Here is a 15,096-nt window from a genome sequence, read left to right as displayed (position 1 = left end):
TTTTTTGCAAACATGAATACCCAGTCTTGCGATATTGTGATTCAAGGTGGTGGCCCTGTTGGGCTTGCTTGTGCTGCCTGGATATTGCAAAAACTTCCAGATGCAAAACTTACTTTAGTAGATAGAAATCCCAATAATGATGCTGATTTAAAAGTGGGAGATAGTCGCGGCATTGCGCTATCTCATGGAAGCAAGTTATTGCTCGAAACGATCAGTGCTTGGCCTAAAGATTACGCCGAAATTCATCGAGTGCATGTCTCACAAGCGGGTCGCTTTGGTAGAGCATTAATGACTCGGGAGGAGCTTAATCAAAGTGCGCTTGGACATATCGTTCGCTATCACGATATTCATCTTGCATTACGTCAAGTTTTGAGAATCATTCAAGAAAAAAGTCCTCATTTCCAATGGCTGCATGTAAATGATGAAATATTCAATACCAGCCAAGCCAAATGCATCGTGCATGCCGAGGGTGGTTTGTTTAAGACACAAGATTGGGTGGAGTCTGGAAGAGACTATGGACAATCAGCCCTTGTGGGTTTAGTTGAAGTAGAAAAGGCAGCGCCTCACCAAGCTTGGGAACGCTTTACCGCTGAAGGTCCACTAGCCATTCTGCCAAGTCATTACGGCCCCAACATACTGAATCTCGTATGGTGCGGCTCTCCAGAATCTTCACAATATCGCCTGCAGCTGAGTGACGCTGATTTTCTAGCTTCATTGCAAACTGAATTTGGCTCTCGCATCGGTAAGTTTTTGAAAGTGCAAAATCGTCGCTTATATGAACTTGGTTTGAACTATCGCAAAGAAATTATTAAAGGCACTGAAGTTTGGATTGGTAATGCTGCGCAAACTCTACACCCTGTTGCAGGCCAGGGGCTTAATCTTGGATTAAGAGATTCTTTTTTACTTGCGGAAAAATTAAGTCGTGTTTTCGCAGGCTCCACTGATGAACAAAGTCCTACGCAAATTCACAGCGCGCTAGAAGAATATGCGCAAAGCCGAAAGGCGGATAGAACAGCAACTATTGGCCTGACGGACTTCATGGCCAGGATTTTCACTTCAAATTTAGCGCCAATTGTCTTTGCGCGCGGATTGGCTTTATCGGCGCTTCAGTGGCTTCCACCAGTCAAGACAGCCTTAGCTCGCCAAATGATGTTTGGTAGGCGCTAAGAGCCTCTTAAGGCGCTTTAAAGACCCTCATTTTTTAGTTTGAAAGCGCTATATCATCTGCTTAAAAAATAGGCAGATTGGGGTCTAAATGTGCTAAAGTGTCATGCTTTCCGCAACACACATAGATACTCCCTCGCCCCAAAATCCAATAAATGAAAATTGGCTCTCATACCCTTGCAAATCGACTATTTGTCGCTCCAATGGCTGGAGTTACAGACCGTCCATTTAGGCAACTTTGCAAAACTCTGGGTGCTGGGTACGCGGTTTCAGAAATGGTGGCATCAAACGCCCTGCTTTGGAAAAGCGAAAAGACGCAACGTCGTGCAAATCACCAGGGTGAATTCAAGCCGATCGCAGTTCAAATTGCTGGCGCAGATCCCGTGATGATGGCTGCCGCTGCAAAAGTAAATGTGGATCATGGTGCGCAGATTATTGATATCAATATGGGGTGCCCAGCAAAGAAAGTTTGTAATGTTGCTGCCGGTTCTGCACTCTTGCGCGATGAGCCATTAGTCAAAACCATTTTGGAAGCCGTAGTAAATGCTGTGGGCGTAGGACCAGATGCCGTACCGGTGACTTTAAAAATTCGCACGGGCTGGGATCGTGAAAATAAAAATGCGCTAGAGATCGCTCGCATTGCTGAACAATCTGGTATCTCCATGTTGACAGTTCATGGTCGTACACGCGCCGATCTTTATCACGGCGAAGCAGAGTACGACACCATTCAAGCCGTTAAAAATAGCGTCAACATTCCAGTGGTCGCCAATGGTGATATTGATACCCCCGAAAAAGCTGAATACGTTTTAAAAACCACTGGTGCCGATGCCATCATGATTGGTCGCGCTGCGCAAGGCAGACCTTGGATTTTTCGAGAAATTAATCACTATCTCAATACTGGTAAAAAATTACCTATACCTGAAATCAATGAAATCCAAAGCATCATGAATGCCCACCTTTTGGATCATTACGAATTCTATGGTGAGCATATTGGTCTGCGAACAGCTCGCAAACATATTGGCTGGTACTGCAAAGGATTGAGAAATTCTCATGCATTTCGTCAGCGCATGAATACTGCCGATGACTGCAAAACACAACTCCAAATGGTGAATGACTATTTTGATGAGATGAAATCTCACTCTGATCGCCTTGTCTTTTTGGAAGCCGCTTAATTCATTTATTTTTACTTATTCATTTTTTCTTATTTATATTTTTAGTATTTATTGATTTTTATGAGCAACAAACACCCAATAACAGAATGTATTGAAACCCATCTCCAAGTCTACCTAAATGACCTTAAGGGCACTGCCCCAACTGATGTATATCAAATGGTATTAGCAGTAGTAGAAAAACCGATGTTAGAGCTCGTCATGCGCCATGCGAAGCAAAACCAATCTCTGGCAGCACAGTATCTAGGCATTAACCGCAATACCTTACATAAAAAATTAGTCGAGCATCAGCTGCTCAAATAATTTATTGATTTCTTCCAAGCTCTCTAGTCATTAATTCATTTACACACCTATCAATATGATCCGTACAGCACTCCTATCCGTCTCTGATAAAAATGGCATCGTGCCTTTTGCTAAAGCGCTCCATGAGCAAGGTATTAAACTTATTTCAACTGGTGGCACAGCTAAATTATTGGCAGAAAATCAATTACCCGTTGTTGAAGTTTCTTCCCTGACTAAATTTCCAGAGATGCTGGATGGGCGAGTCAAAACTCTTCACCCAATGGTGCATGGTGGCTTGCTTGCACGCAGGGATTTTCCTGAGCACATGGCCGCACTTAAGGAACATGGGATCGATACCATCGATATGTTGGTAATTAATCTCTATCCTTTTAATGAAAGCGTCGCCAAAGAAAAATGTTCTTTTGAAGATGCAGTAGAAAACATTGATATTGGCGGTCCAGCGATGTTGCGCGCAGCAGCCAAAAATCATCAAGATGTTACTGTGCTGATTTCGCCTGAAGATTACGCACCCGTACTAGCGGAGATGAAAGCAAACAACAATAGCGTCTCCTATAAAACCAACTTGAGTCTTGCTAAAAAAGTATTTGCACACACCGCCCAATACGATGGTGCTATTGCCAACTACTTATCTGCATTGGGTGATGATTTAGATCATAAAGCCCGTTCAGCCTACCCAGAAACCTTGCATCTTGCTTTTGAAAAAGTACAAGAGATGCGCTATGGCGAGAACCCACATCAATCGGCCGCTTTTTACAAAGATATTCATCCTGTAGCCGGGGCTCTTGCAAATTACAAGCAATTGCAAGGCAAAGAGTTGTCATACAACAATATCGCTGATGCCGACTCTGCCTGGGAATGCGTAAAAAGCTTTACTGGTAATGCTGGTGGCGCCGCAGCCTGTGTCATTATTAAGCACGCTAATCCATGTGGCGTTGCTGTTGGCGCAAATGCGCTTGAAGCCTACCAAAAGGCATTCAAGACTGATCCGAGCTCGGCTTTCGGTGGAATTATTGCTTTCAATGTGCCATGTGATGGTGCAGCCGCTGAAGCGATTTCAAAGCAATTTGTTGAGGTCTTAATTGCACCTAGCTTTAGCGAAGAAGCGAAAGCCATTTTTGCAGCCAAGCAAAATGTTCGCCTTCTAGAAATTCCATTGGGCAATGCATTTAATACCTATGACTTCAAACGTGTTGGCGGCGGACTATTGGTCCAATCACCAGACGCAAAAAATGTCTTACAAAATGAAATGCGGGTAGTTAGCAAAAGACAGCCAACCCCAAGCGAAATGAACGACATGATGTTTGCATGGCGTGTTGCTAAATTTGTTAAGTCCAATGCAATTGTGTATTGCGCTAATGGTATGACCCTAGGTATTGGCGCAGGTCAAATGAGTCGTGTAGACTCCGCGCGAATGGCCAGCATCAAGGCTGAAAATGCGGGTCTAAGCCTTAAGGGATCAGCGGTTGCCAGCGATGCATTCTTCCCATTCCGTGATGGCCTGGATGTTGTGGTGAATGGTGGCGCCAGTTGCGCAATTCAGCCTGGCGGCAGTATGCGCGATGAAGAAATCATTGCCGCTGCCGATGAGCATGGAATTGCCATGATCTTTACTGGCACACGACACTTCCGCCACTAAACTTTCAGAGCAAAAGGGCTCATTAATATTCATGCGTTGGATTGGAATTGACCCGGGTCTACGAACAACTGGTTTTGGCATCATTGATGTCGAAGGCCAAAAACTGACTTATGTAGCCTCGGGAACAATTGAAAGCGGAGATCCCGCCAAGGGCTTGCCAGATCGACTGGGGACTCTCTATCAAGGTGTTAAAGAAGTTTTAGATACATACCATCCAGAATCTGCCGCAATTGAAGAAGTCTTTCTCAATGTCAATCCACGCTCTACCCTCATGCTAGGTCAGGCAAGAGGTGCAGTGATTGCAGCGCTAGTTTCAGCAAACTTACCTGTATCTGAGTTCAGCGCATTAAGAGTCAAACAAGCGATTGTCGGCACTGGTCGAGCAGCCAAGCCCCAAGTTCAAGAGATGGTGAAGCGTTTACTGAGACTAAGTCGGGCGCCTGGCAGTGACGCCTCAGATGCATTAGGGGTTGCTATTTGCGCAGCTCATCACGCGCAAATTCCCATAGCAGTCACGTCTGCTTTAGCCTCCAAAAAATCCAAGCGCTAAGAGTTGTATAAGCGATGTCAAAGCACATTACAGGTTAAGATCTTCATATGATTGGTCGCATTCAAGGAATCCTCGTTTCAATTCACCCCCCTCGCTTATTGGTCGATTGCCAAGGCATTGGGTATGAGGTCGATGTTCCAATGAGCACCCTATATCAATTGCCTCAAGCAGGACAAAAAATTACCTTGCTGACTCACTTTCAGGTGCGTGAAGATGCGCAGCAGCTTTTTGGTTTTGCGACCGAAACAGAACGCGAGGCATTTAGACAGCTCATTAAGATTAGTGGTGTTGGCTCACGCACTGCATTAGCCATTCTTTCTGGGATGAGCGTGAACGAGCTTGCCCAAGCTATTGCCTTACAAGAGGCTAATCGCCTTACCCAAGTCCCCGGCATTGGCAAAAAGACTGCAGAACGACTTTGCCTAGAACTCAAAGGCAAGCTTGCCCCTGATTTAGGAATAGCTCCAGGTAAAGCACTAACTCCTGATACCAATAGCGAAGTCCTACAAGCACTCCTAGCTCTTGGGTATTCCGAAAAAGAAGCGCTATTAGCATTGAAGCAAATTCCGCCTGACACATCGGTATCCGATGGTATCCGCATTGGCTTAAAGTATTTATCCAAGGCCTAATCGCCAAACCGAATAAACTCATAGCATGGCAATACATACTGACGACCTAAGCTCTATCCCTGAAGATTTACCTGAAGGAAAAGATCGCCTTGTCAGTGGGGCCGCAGGAAACTCAGAGGCTATTTTCGAAAAAGCTTTGCGCCCTAAGCAATTGGATGAATACGTAGGCCAAAGCAAAGCGCGTGCCCAATTAGAAATCTTTATCAGTGCCACTAGAGCGCGACAAGAAGCACTCGATCACGTTTTGTTGTTTGGCCCTCCAGGCCTAGGTAAAACTACTTTGGCGCACATTATTGCTAGGGAGCTAGGCGTAAATTTGCGTCAAACCAGCGGACCTGTCTTAGATAGACCGGGTGATCTTGCGGCTTTGCTAACCAACCTGGAAGCAAACGATGTACTCTTCATTGACGAGATTCATCGTCTCTCACCTGTTGTAGAAGAAATTCTGTATCCAGCGCTAGAAGACTATAGCCTAGACATCATGATTGGTGAAGGTCCAGCGGCCCGTAGCGTCAAGATTGATCTCAAACCATTTACTTTAATTGGTGCAACAACACGCGCGGGCATGTTGACTAATCCCTTGCGCGATCGCTTCGGCATCGTTGCTAGATTAGAGTTTTACAACACCGAAGAGCTCACAAAAATTATCGATCGCTCCGCAAATCTATTGAAGGCAAAGATTGATCCAGATGGATCTGTGGAAATCGCAAAACGTGCCCGCGGCACTCCACGTATCGCAAACCGTCTCTTACGTCGCGTCCGTGACTATGCGGAGGTTAAAGGCACCGGAATGATTACCAAAGCTATAGCGGATGCAGCCTTAAAAATGCTGGATGTTGATCCTAGTGGCTTTGATGTTATGGACAGAAAATTACTTGAGGCCATCTTGCATAAATTTGATGGCGGCCCTGTAGGAATAGATAATTTGGCGGCCGCAATTGGCGAAGAGCGAGATACCATTGAAGATGTTCTCGAGCCCTATCTCATTCAACAAGGTTATCTACAAAGAACCTCACGTGGTCGCGTGGCTACGCGGCAGGCATACGAACACTTTGGACTGACTCCGCCAAGCGGAACAGGTAGCTTAGATATTTAACTGAGCGTGACCTTAGCAAATTTGCGTTTGCCCACTTGCACAACGTAAGTACCTGCTTCAATCTTCACCTGCTTGTCAGATACGGTTGTACCGTCAACCTTCACGCCATTCTGTTCAATATTGCGCATTGCCTCAGATGTAGATGGTGCCAAGCCAGCAGACTTCAAGAGCGTTGCAATACCCATGGGCGCACCGGATAAATTCACCTCCGGAATATCATCTGGAACGCCACCCTTAGCGCGATGATTAAAGTCTTCTAAAGCTTTTTCTGCAGCAGCCTGTGAATGAAAGCGCGCGACAATCTCTTGCGCAAGAAGTACTTTGCAATCTTTTGGATTACGTCCTGCGGCAACTTCCTGCTTCATTAAATCAATTTCCGACATTGGACGGAATGACAACAGGGTGAAGTAGTCCCACATGAGATCATCAGAGATGCTCAACAACTTGCCGAACATATCGCCGGGGCTCTCACTAATGCCAATGTAGTTCCCCTTGGACTTACTCATTTTCTCAACGCCATCAAGACCCACCAGTAAGGGCATAGTCAAAATGCATTGCGGCTCCTGTCCATACTCTCTTTGGAGTTCACGACCAACGAGTAAATTAAATTTTTGATCAGTTCCACCGAGCTCTAGATCACTCTTGAGGGCGACCGAGTCATAACCCTGCATCAGCGGATACAAAAACTCATGAATCGAAATGGGTACACCGTTGCGATAACGCTTTGTAAAGTCATCACGCTCTAACATTCGTGCGACGGTATGTTTAGCAGCAAGCTGAATCATGCCCCTGGCTCCTAAAGGATCGCACCACTCGCTGTTGTACCGTACTTCCGTTTTAGCTGGATCTAAAACCATACTCGCTTGGCGATAGTAAGTCTCCGCATTAACAGCAATCTCTTCTGCGGTTAATGGGGGTCGAGTAGCATTACGACCAGATGGATCGCCAATCATGCTCGTGAAATCACCAATCAAGAAAATCACTGTATGACCTAGATCTTGTAATTGGCGTAATTTATTCAAGACAACGGTATGGCCTAAATGAATATCCGGAGCAGTTGGATCCAAGCCTAACTTAATACGCAAAGGAGTCTTGGTAGCTTGGCTACGGGCCAATTTCTGGACCCAGTCAGCCTCTACCAGCAGCTCATCGCAACCACGCTTTGTGATTTCGAGGGCAGCAAAAACCTCTGGGGTTAAAGGATATTTTTGTTCTGGTTTATCCGTCATGCTGATTCTGATAACTGATACAGTTAAATTAGTATTTAAATTGCTAAAGCATAATTGTCGCATTCCTTAGAACAAAGCCCAGAACCCCATGAATCAGCCCCATTCCCTCTATATCGGCATCATGTCAGGCACCAGCCTAGATGGGATTGATGCGGTACTTGCCAAAATTGGCTCAAATGGAGAGGCTGTTGCCGTGGATGCAGTAAGCACCCCCTTTCAGCCAGAATTACGTAAAGCCTTATTTGAGCTTCAAAGTCCTGGCTCCAACGAGCTTCATAGAGACAAGCAGGCCGGCAATGCCATAGCCCTTGCTTATGCAGACGCGGTCAAAGAGCTACTCGCAAAATCCAAACTGCAGGCTTCTGATATTGCCGCTATTGGCGCCCATGGACAAACTGTCCGCCATCAACCACAGCTCGGCCAGCTTGCTTACACACACCAAACACTGAATCCCGCTCTTCTTGCAGAAAAAACAGGAATCACAGTCATTGCCGACTTTAGAAGTAGAGATCTTGCCGCAGGCGGTCATGGCGCACCACTAGTACCCGCATTTCATGCACAACAATTTTCATCCGCTAAGGATATTGCGATTCTGAACATTGGTGGCATAGCGAACTTGACTTTGCTACCAGCAAACGGAGAAGTTTCAGGCTTTGATTGTGGGCCAGGAAATATGTTGATGGATGCCTGGATATATGAGCATCAAGGAAACGCCTATGACGAAAATGGAAATTGGGCAAGCCAAGGAAAACTCAACACAACGCTACTAGAAAATTTATTAGCAGATTCTTTTTTCTCGAAAGCGCCGCCCAAGAGTACCGGTCGAGATGATTTTCATCTTGCTTGGTTACAAGAAAAACTGGGGAAAGAAAATTATCCATTAGAAGATGTACAAGCAACACTACTTCACTTAACTGCTCACTCTGCCATAGAGGCTCTAGTTCGTCATGCCCCGCAAACCCAGAAGCTCATTGTGTGTGGTGGTGGTGCCCGTAACACCGCCCTAATGAACTTACTTAAATCCAAGAGCACTAAATTCTTTAAACATCGCCTAGAAATTACTACCAGCGATACCGAAGGAATTGACCCACAACTCGTCGAAGGCTTGGCTTTTGCATGGCTTGCCTGGGCTCACCAACAAAAACGGCCAGCAAATTTGCCAGCCGTTACAGGATCTAAGGGACCTAGAATTCTAGGTGCATGCTATCCCGCTTAAATCAATTTAACTGCCTTATGCCGAGAAAGAAGAGCCGCAACCACAAGTTGTTGTTGCGTTTGGATTCTTGATAACAAATTGAGATCCATTGATATCTTCTTTGTAATCAATCTCAGCGCCAACCAAGTATTGGAAGCTCATTGAGTCCACTAATAAAGTCACGCCATTTTTTTCAAACTGTGTGTCATCCTCATTTACTGCATCATCAAATGTGAAGCCGTACTGAAATCCAGAGCAACCACCACCTTGAACGAATACACGCAACTTCAACTCCGGATTGCCTTCTTCTGCAATCAAGTCAGCCACTTTAGCGGCAGCAGCGTCTGTAAACACCAACGGGGTTGGTGGTTCAGCTAAGTCTTGTGTAGTTTGCGTAGCCAATTCAGTCATGATTTACTCCTAATTCAAAAGGCAATGTCATATTTTAGGCTTTTAACGCCTAGTTTGCTGAAGGGGTATAGATTCATACCCCCACGAGCATTAAGGCGATACAGCAATCTGGGTAAGGCCCGTAGTTTCTGGCAAGCCAAACATGAGGTTCATACACTGCACACCCTGTCCAGAAGCGCCTTTCACCAAGTTATCCTCTACAACCAAAATAACTAATGTATCGCCACCGCCAGGCCGATGAATTGCAATTCGGATTCCGTTGCTGCCCCGCACTGAACGCGTTTCAGGATGGCTGCCAGCAGGCATTACATCTACAAAGGGCTCACCCCTATAAAAGTTCTCGTAAAGCTTCTGATAATCCACATCTTTACCCGCCTCAGTCAAGCGCACATATAGGGTCGAATGAATTCCCCGCACCATCGGCGTGAGGTGTGGCACAAAAGTCAAACCAATTTGATCATGCCCAGCGATGGCTTTTAAACCCTGCACGATTTCAGGAAGATGGCGGTGACCTTTTACTCCATAAGCCTTAAAGTTATCGCTTGCTTCGGACAACAAAGTACCAATCTCGGCTTTCCGCCCAGCGCCAGAAGTACCCGATTTCGAATCGGAAATAATATGCTCGCCATCAATCAACTGTTTTCCACCAGTCGACTTTGGAGAGAGCAAAGGCGCAAGCCCAAGCTGCACTGAAGTTGGATAGCACCCAGCCAGACCAACGACACGCGCTTTCTTAATTTGTTCGCGATTAATTTCTGCCAAACCATATACCGCTTCAGCCAAAATATCTGGGCAGCTATGCTCCATGCCGTACCACTTGGCAAACTCTTTCTCATCCTTCAAACGAAAATCGGCAGCCAAGTCCAAAATCTTGACATTATTTGCTAACAACTCTTTTGCTTGAGCCATAGCCACGCCATGAGGTGTGGCGAAGAAAACCACATCGCATTCATTTAGCCTAGCTTCATCTGGAGTAGTAAATTTCAGATCAACGCGACCACGTAATGATGGAAACATCTCAGCTACTGGCATGCCAGCTTCTGTGCGAGAAGTGATAGCAACGATCTTGACCTCAGGATGTTGCGCCAATAAACGCAACAATTCCACTCCGGTGTATCCAGTGCCGCCAACGATTCCAACTTTAATCATGTCTTTCCCCAAGATGCTCACAGCGAGAAGTTTTATTCAAACTTGATAACCACATTGTAGAAACAAAAAGGGCCGCTTGCGCGACCCTTTCGATAAAACAACAGCGACCGAAAGAAATTAGCGCTTGCTGAACTGCTTACGACGACGCGCGCCATGCAGACCAACTTTTTTACGCTCAACTTCACGAGCATCGCGAGTAACCAAACCTGCTTTAGACAGGGTAGGCTTCAACGCATTGTCGTAATCGATCAAAGCACGTGTTACGCCGTGACGTACCGCACCAGCTTGACCAGTCTCGCCACCACCAGATACGTTTACTTTGATATCAAAGGTAGTGAGGTGAGATGTGAGAGCCAAAGGCTGACGAGCAATCATGCGTGATGTTTCACGAGCAAAATAAGCATCGATAGGCTTACCGTTAACAGTAATTTCGCCTTTGCCAGACTTGATGAAAACGCGCGCAACAGAACTCTTGCGGCGACCTGTACCGTAATTCCAACTTCCGTAATTAATAGCCATTTGGTTTCCTTAAATCTCTAACGCTTTTGGCTGTTGAGCCGCGTGCGGATGATTAGCATCGCCATAGACTTTTAATTTCTTGATCATGGCGTAGCCGAGTGGGCCTTTTGGCAACATACCTTTCACAGCCTTCTCCAAGGCGCGACCTGGGAAACGGTCTTGCATCTTGTCAAAGTTGGTCTCGGAAATACCACCTGGGTATCCGCTGTGACGGTAATACATTTTGTTCAAGCCTTTTGTGCCTGTAACACGTAACTTGGATGAATTGATCACGACGATAAAGTCGCCAGTGTCAACGTGTGGAGTGAATTCAGGCTTGTGCTTGCCGCGTAGACGGTGTGCCACTTCACTGGCGACACGACCGAGGACTTTGTCCGTTGCGTCAATCACGAACCATTCACGCTTTACCTCATGGGATTTTGCGGAAAAAGTTTTCATGATTTCTCAAATTGTTATAGTCAAAAAATACTCCAATCAAACAACGTCCACTTTGGCCCTGCTTATATTTGCAAGCTCGCAGATTCAGTAATTTAACTGGTACAACGATTGCCGCTGACTATTCGACAATCCAGTAAAGCCTTGAATTGTAACCCAAAAAAAACCCAGGAGCTAGTCCTGGGTTGGAATCCACCTATGTTTGGGTGGAGGAGACACTGGGAGGTAAGTCGCAGTCTTGTATAAGACTGACTACCAATATGGTCATTCTACACAAAGAACTTACCGCAATGCAAGAAAATTGACCAAAATCAATAATTTTATGTTGCTATGCAACAACTCTGAATCCTTTAAAAATTGATAAACTCTTGAAAATATTGATTAATTTAGTAAGTTAGGGGTCACTAATATGGAATGTCGAGTATCTTGGTTGGGTAATGGCGGCATGGCCTTTTCTGCAGAAACTGGCAGTGGACACCTTGTCAATATGGACGGCGCCCCCGAAGCGGGAGGTAGAAACCTAGCCCCAAGGCCAATGGAGCTCCTTTTAGCTGGGGCTGGCGGTTGTTCGGCTTTTGACGTTGTACTGATCCTGCAAAGGTCCCGCCAGGCTGTCAGTGGCTGCGAAGTGGCTCTGCAAGCCGAAAGGGCTACAGAAGACCCAAAAGTCTTCACCAAGATCAATTTGCACTTCAAGGTCAAAGGCAAAGATTTGGATCCTGCAAAAGTAGACCGCGCCGTCAAGCTATCCCATGAAAAGTACTGCTCTGCCACAACAATGCTGGCAAAAACTGCTGAGCTGACATACAGCGTTGAAGTCATTGCGGAATAAGTGCAGAGTCAATCGATAAGCCGGATTCTGTCGCCTAAATTTTCATTTAGGGGCAATCATTCCTCTAGGCCGTTAGTTACCTGACGGCTCAAGCTCCCTACCCGCAGACTCAGCGGGACGCCTCATCGTCTGCATACTTGGGATTGCTCCAGGTGGAGGTTACCGCGTTTCACCGTAACTAAATACGCTCGTCTCTGTGGCCCTATTCCTCACGTCACCGTGGATGGCCGTTAGCCATCACCCTACCCTATGGAGTCCGGACTTTCCTCCCCCTCAATTAAGAGGCGGCGATTGCCTAATTGACTCTGCGCCTGCAGTCTAACGCAGTCAGAGCAAATTAGCTGATAAAAATAAAAGTATTGATTAAACCAATGACCAAGCAATTGTTTCGCCTGCGCGCAGTGGAACAATCGTCGCATCACCGAGTGGCAATTCCACAGGAATGGCTTGGGCCTGCTTGGATAAAGTAATTTTTTTAGTATTGCGCGGCAAAGCATAAAAGTCGGGACCAAAGAAACTGGCGAATCCCTCTAATTTATCTAACTTGCCTACGCTCTCAAACGCTTCGGCATACAAACCCAATGCATTAAAAGCGCTATAGCAACCTGCGCAACCACAAGCAGCTTCTTTCGCACCCTTGGCATGTGGAGCACTATCCGTGCCCAAGAAGAAACGTGAATTTCCACTAGTAGCAGCCTCAACTAATGCAACTCGATGCTCTTCGCGTTTTAATACTGGCAAGCAGTAGTTGTGAGGACGAATACCTCCAGCAAAAATAGCATTGCGATTCATCAGTAAATGCTGTGGCGTAATAGTTGCAGCTAAAGTATTTTTGCCATTAGTTGCGGCATCACGAACATAGTGAGCAGCTTGCTTAGTAGTGATGTGTTCAAACACAATCTTTAATTCTGGAAAATCTTTACGTAATGGCTCAAGCACAGAGTCAATAAATACCGCTTCACGATCAAAGATATCAATATCAGCAGTGGTCACTTCACCATGCACTAACAAAGGCATGCCAACTGCTTGCATCGCCTCTAGCGCTTGATAACAACGCTTAATATCACTAACACCAGCATCACTATTGGTTGTAGCACCAGCAGGATATAACTTAAAACCAACAATACCCTCGGCCTTTGCTTTGCGAACCTCATCTGCAGTGGTGTTATCGGTGAGATACAAAGTCATGAGCGGCGTGAAACTAGTGATGCCTAGTGTTTTTAAGTTAGCATCGATACGGGATTGATACGCCTTCGCTAAATCCACAGTGGTCACTGGTGGCTTTAAGTTCGGCATGATGATTGCTCGCGCAAATTGACGGGCCGTGTCAGCCAATACATCCTTCATCACATCACCATCACGAATATGTAAATGCCAGTCATCTGGCTGGATCATTTCAATTCGTGAAGGCGTATTTAAATTCGACATAATTATTTATTAAGCAAAATAATGCGGAAATCATTGACATTCGTTAGTGTAGGGCCAGTTTCCACTAAAGCATCTAATTGCGCAAAAAAACCATAACAGTCATGAGCTTCTAAGTACTCAGCTGGCTTTATTGCCTTAGTCTTAGCTAATTCCCGAATACCGCCATCAAACCAGGCGCCCGCATTCCTTTCGCTACCATCAATGCCATCTGTATCTGCAGCTAATGCAGCCATCTTTGGAAAATCCGCGCTATTAGCATAGAGTGAAAGCAGGTATTCACTACAGCGGCCGCCTCGCCCCTTAGTTCCCGCAGGGATCGTCACGGTACATTCGCCACCAGAAATTAGCGCAAGAGGTTTATCTGCTTTACCCATCTTTACAAAATACTCGCGTGCCAATTGTGCCTGCATCATGCCAACTTCCTGAGCTTCACCCGTGATCGTATCGCCCAACACAATAGGCTCATACCCATGCGCTCTGACAAAATTTGCGGCGGCCTCTAGGCTCTTATAAGCGGTTGCAATGACATGATTAGATATTCTCGCGCTCACCAAATCAGCATCTTTTAGAGTTTCAGGTTTCTGTCCTGCCACACCTTGCTTTAGATGATTCAAGACTGATTCTGGAATAAGTTCTTGCAAGCGATAGGACTCAATAATATTCAGCGCATCTAAGTAAGTTGAGTAATCAGCCGCACAAGGGCCGCTTGCAATATCGGCAGGCGAATCGCCAGTGACATCTGAAATTAGTAATGCCTCTACCCGCGCCCCACGAGCAATCGCACGTCTCGCTAGGTTGCCTCCTAAGATGGCCGATAAGTGCTTGCGCACGACATTCATCTCTTCGATTGGAGCACCACTAAGAAGTAAGGCTTCAGTAGTCTTGCGCATATCATCAATTGAGATGCCATCAACTGGAAGAGTTAACAAACTGGATCCACCGCCGGAAACCAAAGCAATTAATACATCACCTTCTTTAAGCGTTTGAGTTAATTCCAATATAGCTTTAGCGCCATCCATGCCCGCTTGGTCTGGCACTGGATGACCTGCTTCGATGATTTGAATGTCAGAAGTGGGTGAGCTATGACCATAGCGAGTTAATACAACACCTTCAATCTTGACTTGAGGCCAATGTTCTTTAGCGTACGTTTCTAAAGCACTCGCCATTGAGGCGCTTGCTTTTCCAGCGCCCACCACTAGACATTTACCTTTGGGCTCTTGCCCCGCTGGAAAAATCCTTCCCAAATGTTGGGGAACAATGACTTGTGGATCTGCGACTGCCACTGCTGCTGCAAAGGCATTTTTGAGAATGATCTCGGTACTGATTGGCTGAGAATGTTGCTGCGTCATTG

Annotated in this window: 16 protein-coding genes and 1 other RNA gene; 9 read left to right on the top strand and 8 right to left on the bottom strand. The window is 45.9% G+C overall.

The genetic code is table 11. The annotated features are described in order from the left end of the window. Positions 1–12: 12 nt before the first annotated feature. From ICV39_RS03955 to ruvB, 7 genes are all read left to right on the top strand, one after another. Positions 13–1,167, top strand: coding sequence for an FAD-dependent monooxygenase (locus ICV39_RS03955; protein WP_215390575.1), 1,155 nt, complete (start codon positions 13–15; stop codon positions 1,165–1,167). Positions 1,168–1,319: 152 nt separating this feature from the next. After that, entirely contained in the window at positions 1,320–2,336 is a 1,017-nt protein-coding gene (gene dusB, locus ICV39_RS03950) for a tRNA dihydrouridine synthase DusB (RefSeq protein WP_215390574.1), read from the top strand. Between the two features lie 60 nt (positions 2,337–2,396). Beyond that, entirely contained in the window at positions 2,397–2,636 is a 240-nt protein-coding gene (locus ICV39_RS03945; protein ID WP_215390573.1) for a helix-turn-helix domain-containing protein, read from the top strand. 55 nt (positions 2,637–2,691) lie between these two features. Beyond that, positions 2,692–4,272, top strand: coding sequence for a bifunctional phosphoribosylaminoimidazolecarboxamide formyltransferase/IMP cyclohydrolase (gene purH / locus ICV39_RS03940; protein WP_215390572.1), 1,581 nt, complete (start codon positions 2,692–2,694; stop codon positions 4,270–4,272). A 31-nt stretch (positions 4,273–4,303) separates the two neighbouring features. Then, positions 4,304–4,822: a crossover junction endodeoxyribonuclease RuvC gene (gene ruvC / locus ICV39_RS03935; protein WP_215390571.1), complete on the top strand. Its 519-nt coding sequence runs from the start codon at positions 4,304–4,306 to the stop codon at positions 4,820–4,822. Between the two features lie 47 nt (positions 4,823–4,869). Then, a complete protein-coding gene (gene ruvA / locus ICV39_RS03930; protein ID WP_215390570.1) occupies positions 4,870–5,451 on the top strand; it encodes a Holliday junction branch migration protein RuvA in 582 nt (193 codons plus the stop codon). Positions 5,452–5,476: 25 nt separating this feature from the next. After that, entirely contained in the window at positions 5,477–6,547 is a 1,071-nt protein-coding gene (ruvB, locus tag ICV39_RS03925; RefSeq protein ID WP_215390569.1) for a Holliday junction branch migration DNA helicase RuvB, read from the top strand. Here the strand turns inward: ruvB and tyrS are convergent. Then, positions 6,544–7,776, bottom strand: a complete 1,233-nt coding sequence (gene tyrS, locus ICV39_RS03920; RefSeq protein WP_215390568.1) for a tyrosine--tRNA ligase — start codon at positions 7,774–7,776, stop codon at positions 6,544–6,546. The genes ruvB and tyrS overlap by 4 nt on opposite strands. 88 nt (positions 7,777–7,864) lie before the next feature. On the opposite strand from tyrS, the gene ICV39_RS03915 reads away from it, so the two are divergent. Then, positions 7,865–8,992, top strand: a complete 1,128-nt coding sequence (locus ICV39_RS03915; protein ID WP_215390567.1) for an anhydro-N-acetylmuramic acid kinase — start codon at positions 7,865–7,867, stop codon at positions 8,990–8,992. A gap of 15 nt (positions 8,993–9,007) precedes the next feature. Here the strand turns inward: ICV39_RS03915 and erpA are convergent, their stop codons facing one another. The 4 genes from erpA to rplM all read right to left on the bottom strand — a co-directional run bounded on the left by erpA (position 9,008) and on the right by rplM (position 11,488). Continuing rightward, positions 9,008–9,382 (bottom strand): iron-sulfur cluster insertion protein ErpA, encoded by a 375-nt coding sequence (erpA, locus tag ICV39_RS03910; RefSeq protein WP_215316323.1) that lies wholly within the window; start codon positions 9,380–9,382, stop codon positions 9,008–9,010. A gap of 90 nt (positions 9,383–9,472) precedes the next feature. After that, complete coding sequence (argC, locus tag ICV39_RS03905) at positions 9,473–10,531, bottom strand: N-acetyl-gamma-glutamyl-phosphate reductase (protein ID WP_215390566.1); 1,059 nt, start codon at positions 10,529–10,531, stop codon at positions 9,473–9,475. A 117-nt stretch (positions 10,532–10,648) separates the two neighbouring features. Then, on the bottom strand, positions 10,649–11,050 hold the full coding sequence (gene rpsI / locus ICV39_RS03900) for a 30S ribosomal protein S9 (protein ID WP_173956463.1): 402 nt from the start codon (positions 11,048–11,050) through the stop codon (positions 10,649–10,651). A 9-nt stretch (positions 11,051–11,059) separates the two neighbouring features. Further along, positions 11,060–11,488, bottom strand: coding sequence for a 50S ribosomal protein L13 (gene rplM, locus ICV39_RS03895; RefSeq protein ID WP_173956464.1), 429 nt, complete (start codon positions 11,486–11,488; stop codon positions 11,060–11,062). Positions 11,489–11,894: 406 nt separating this feature from the next. On the opposite strand from rplM, the gene ICV39_RS03890 reads away from it, so the two are divergent. Then, positions 11,895–12,317, top strand: coding sequence for an OsmC family protein (locus ICV39_RS03890; RefSeq protein ID WP_215390565.1), 423 nt, complete (start codon positions 11,895–11,897; stop codon positions 12,315–12,317). Here the strand turns inward: ICV39_RS03890 and rnpB are convergent. The 3 genes from rnpB to ICV39_RS03875 form a co-directional block, all read right to left on the bottom strand. Next, positions 12,318–12,624, bottom strand: an RNA gene (rnpB, locus tag ICV39_RS03885) — RNase P RNA component class A. It lies immediately after the preceding gene. 56 nt (positions 12,625–12,680) lie between these two features. After that, complete coding sequence (gene pyrC, locus ICV39_RS03880) at positions 12,681–13,745, bottom strand: dihydroorotase (RefSeq protein ID WP_215390564.1); 1,065 nt, start codon at positions 13,743–13,745, stop codon at positions 12,681–12,683. A 2-nt stretch (positions 13,746–13,747) separates the two neighbouring features. Continuing rightward, the gene (locus ICV39_RS03875; protein ID WP_215390563.1) at positions 13,748–15,094 is read right to left on the bottom strand and encodes a glycerate kinase; all 1,347 of its coding nucleotides are present in this window, start codon (positions 15,092–15,094) and stop codon (positions 13,748–13,750) included. Positions 15,095–15,096: the final 2 nt, after the last annotated feature.

Origin of the sequence: Polynucleobacter sp. MWH-UH25E, from assembly GCF_018687095.1 — a bacterium.
Taxonomy (GTDB): Bacteria; Pseudomonadota; Gammaproteobacteria; order Burkholderiales; family Burkholderiaceae; genus Polynucleobacter.
Note: the sequence above shows the minus strand (reverse complement) of the source record. Positions and strands in the feature narration are given on the sequence as shown.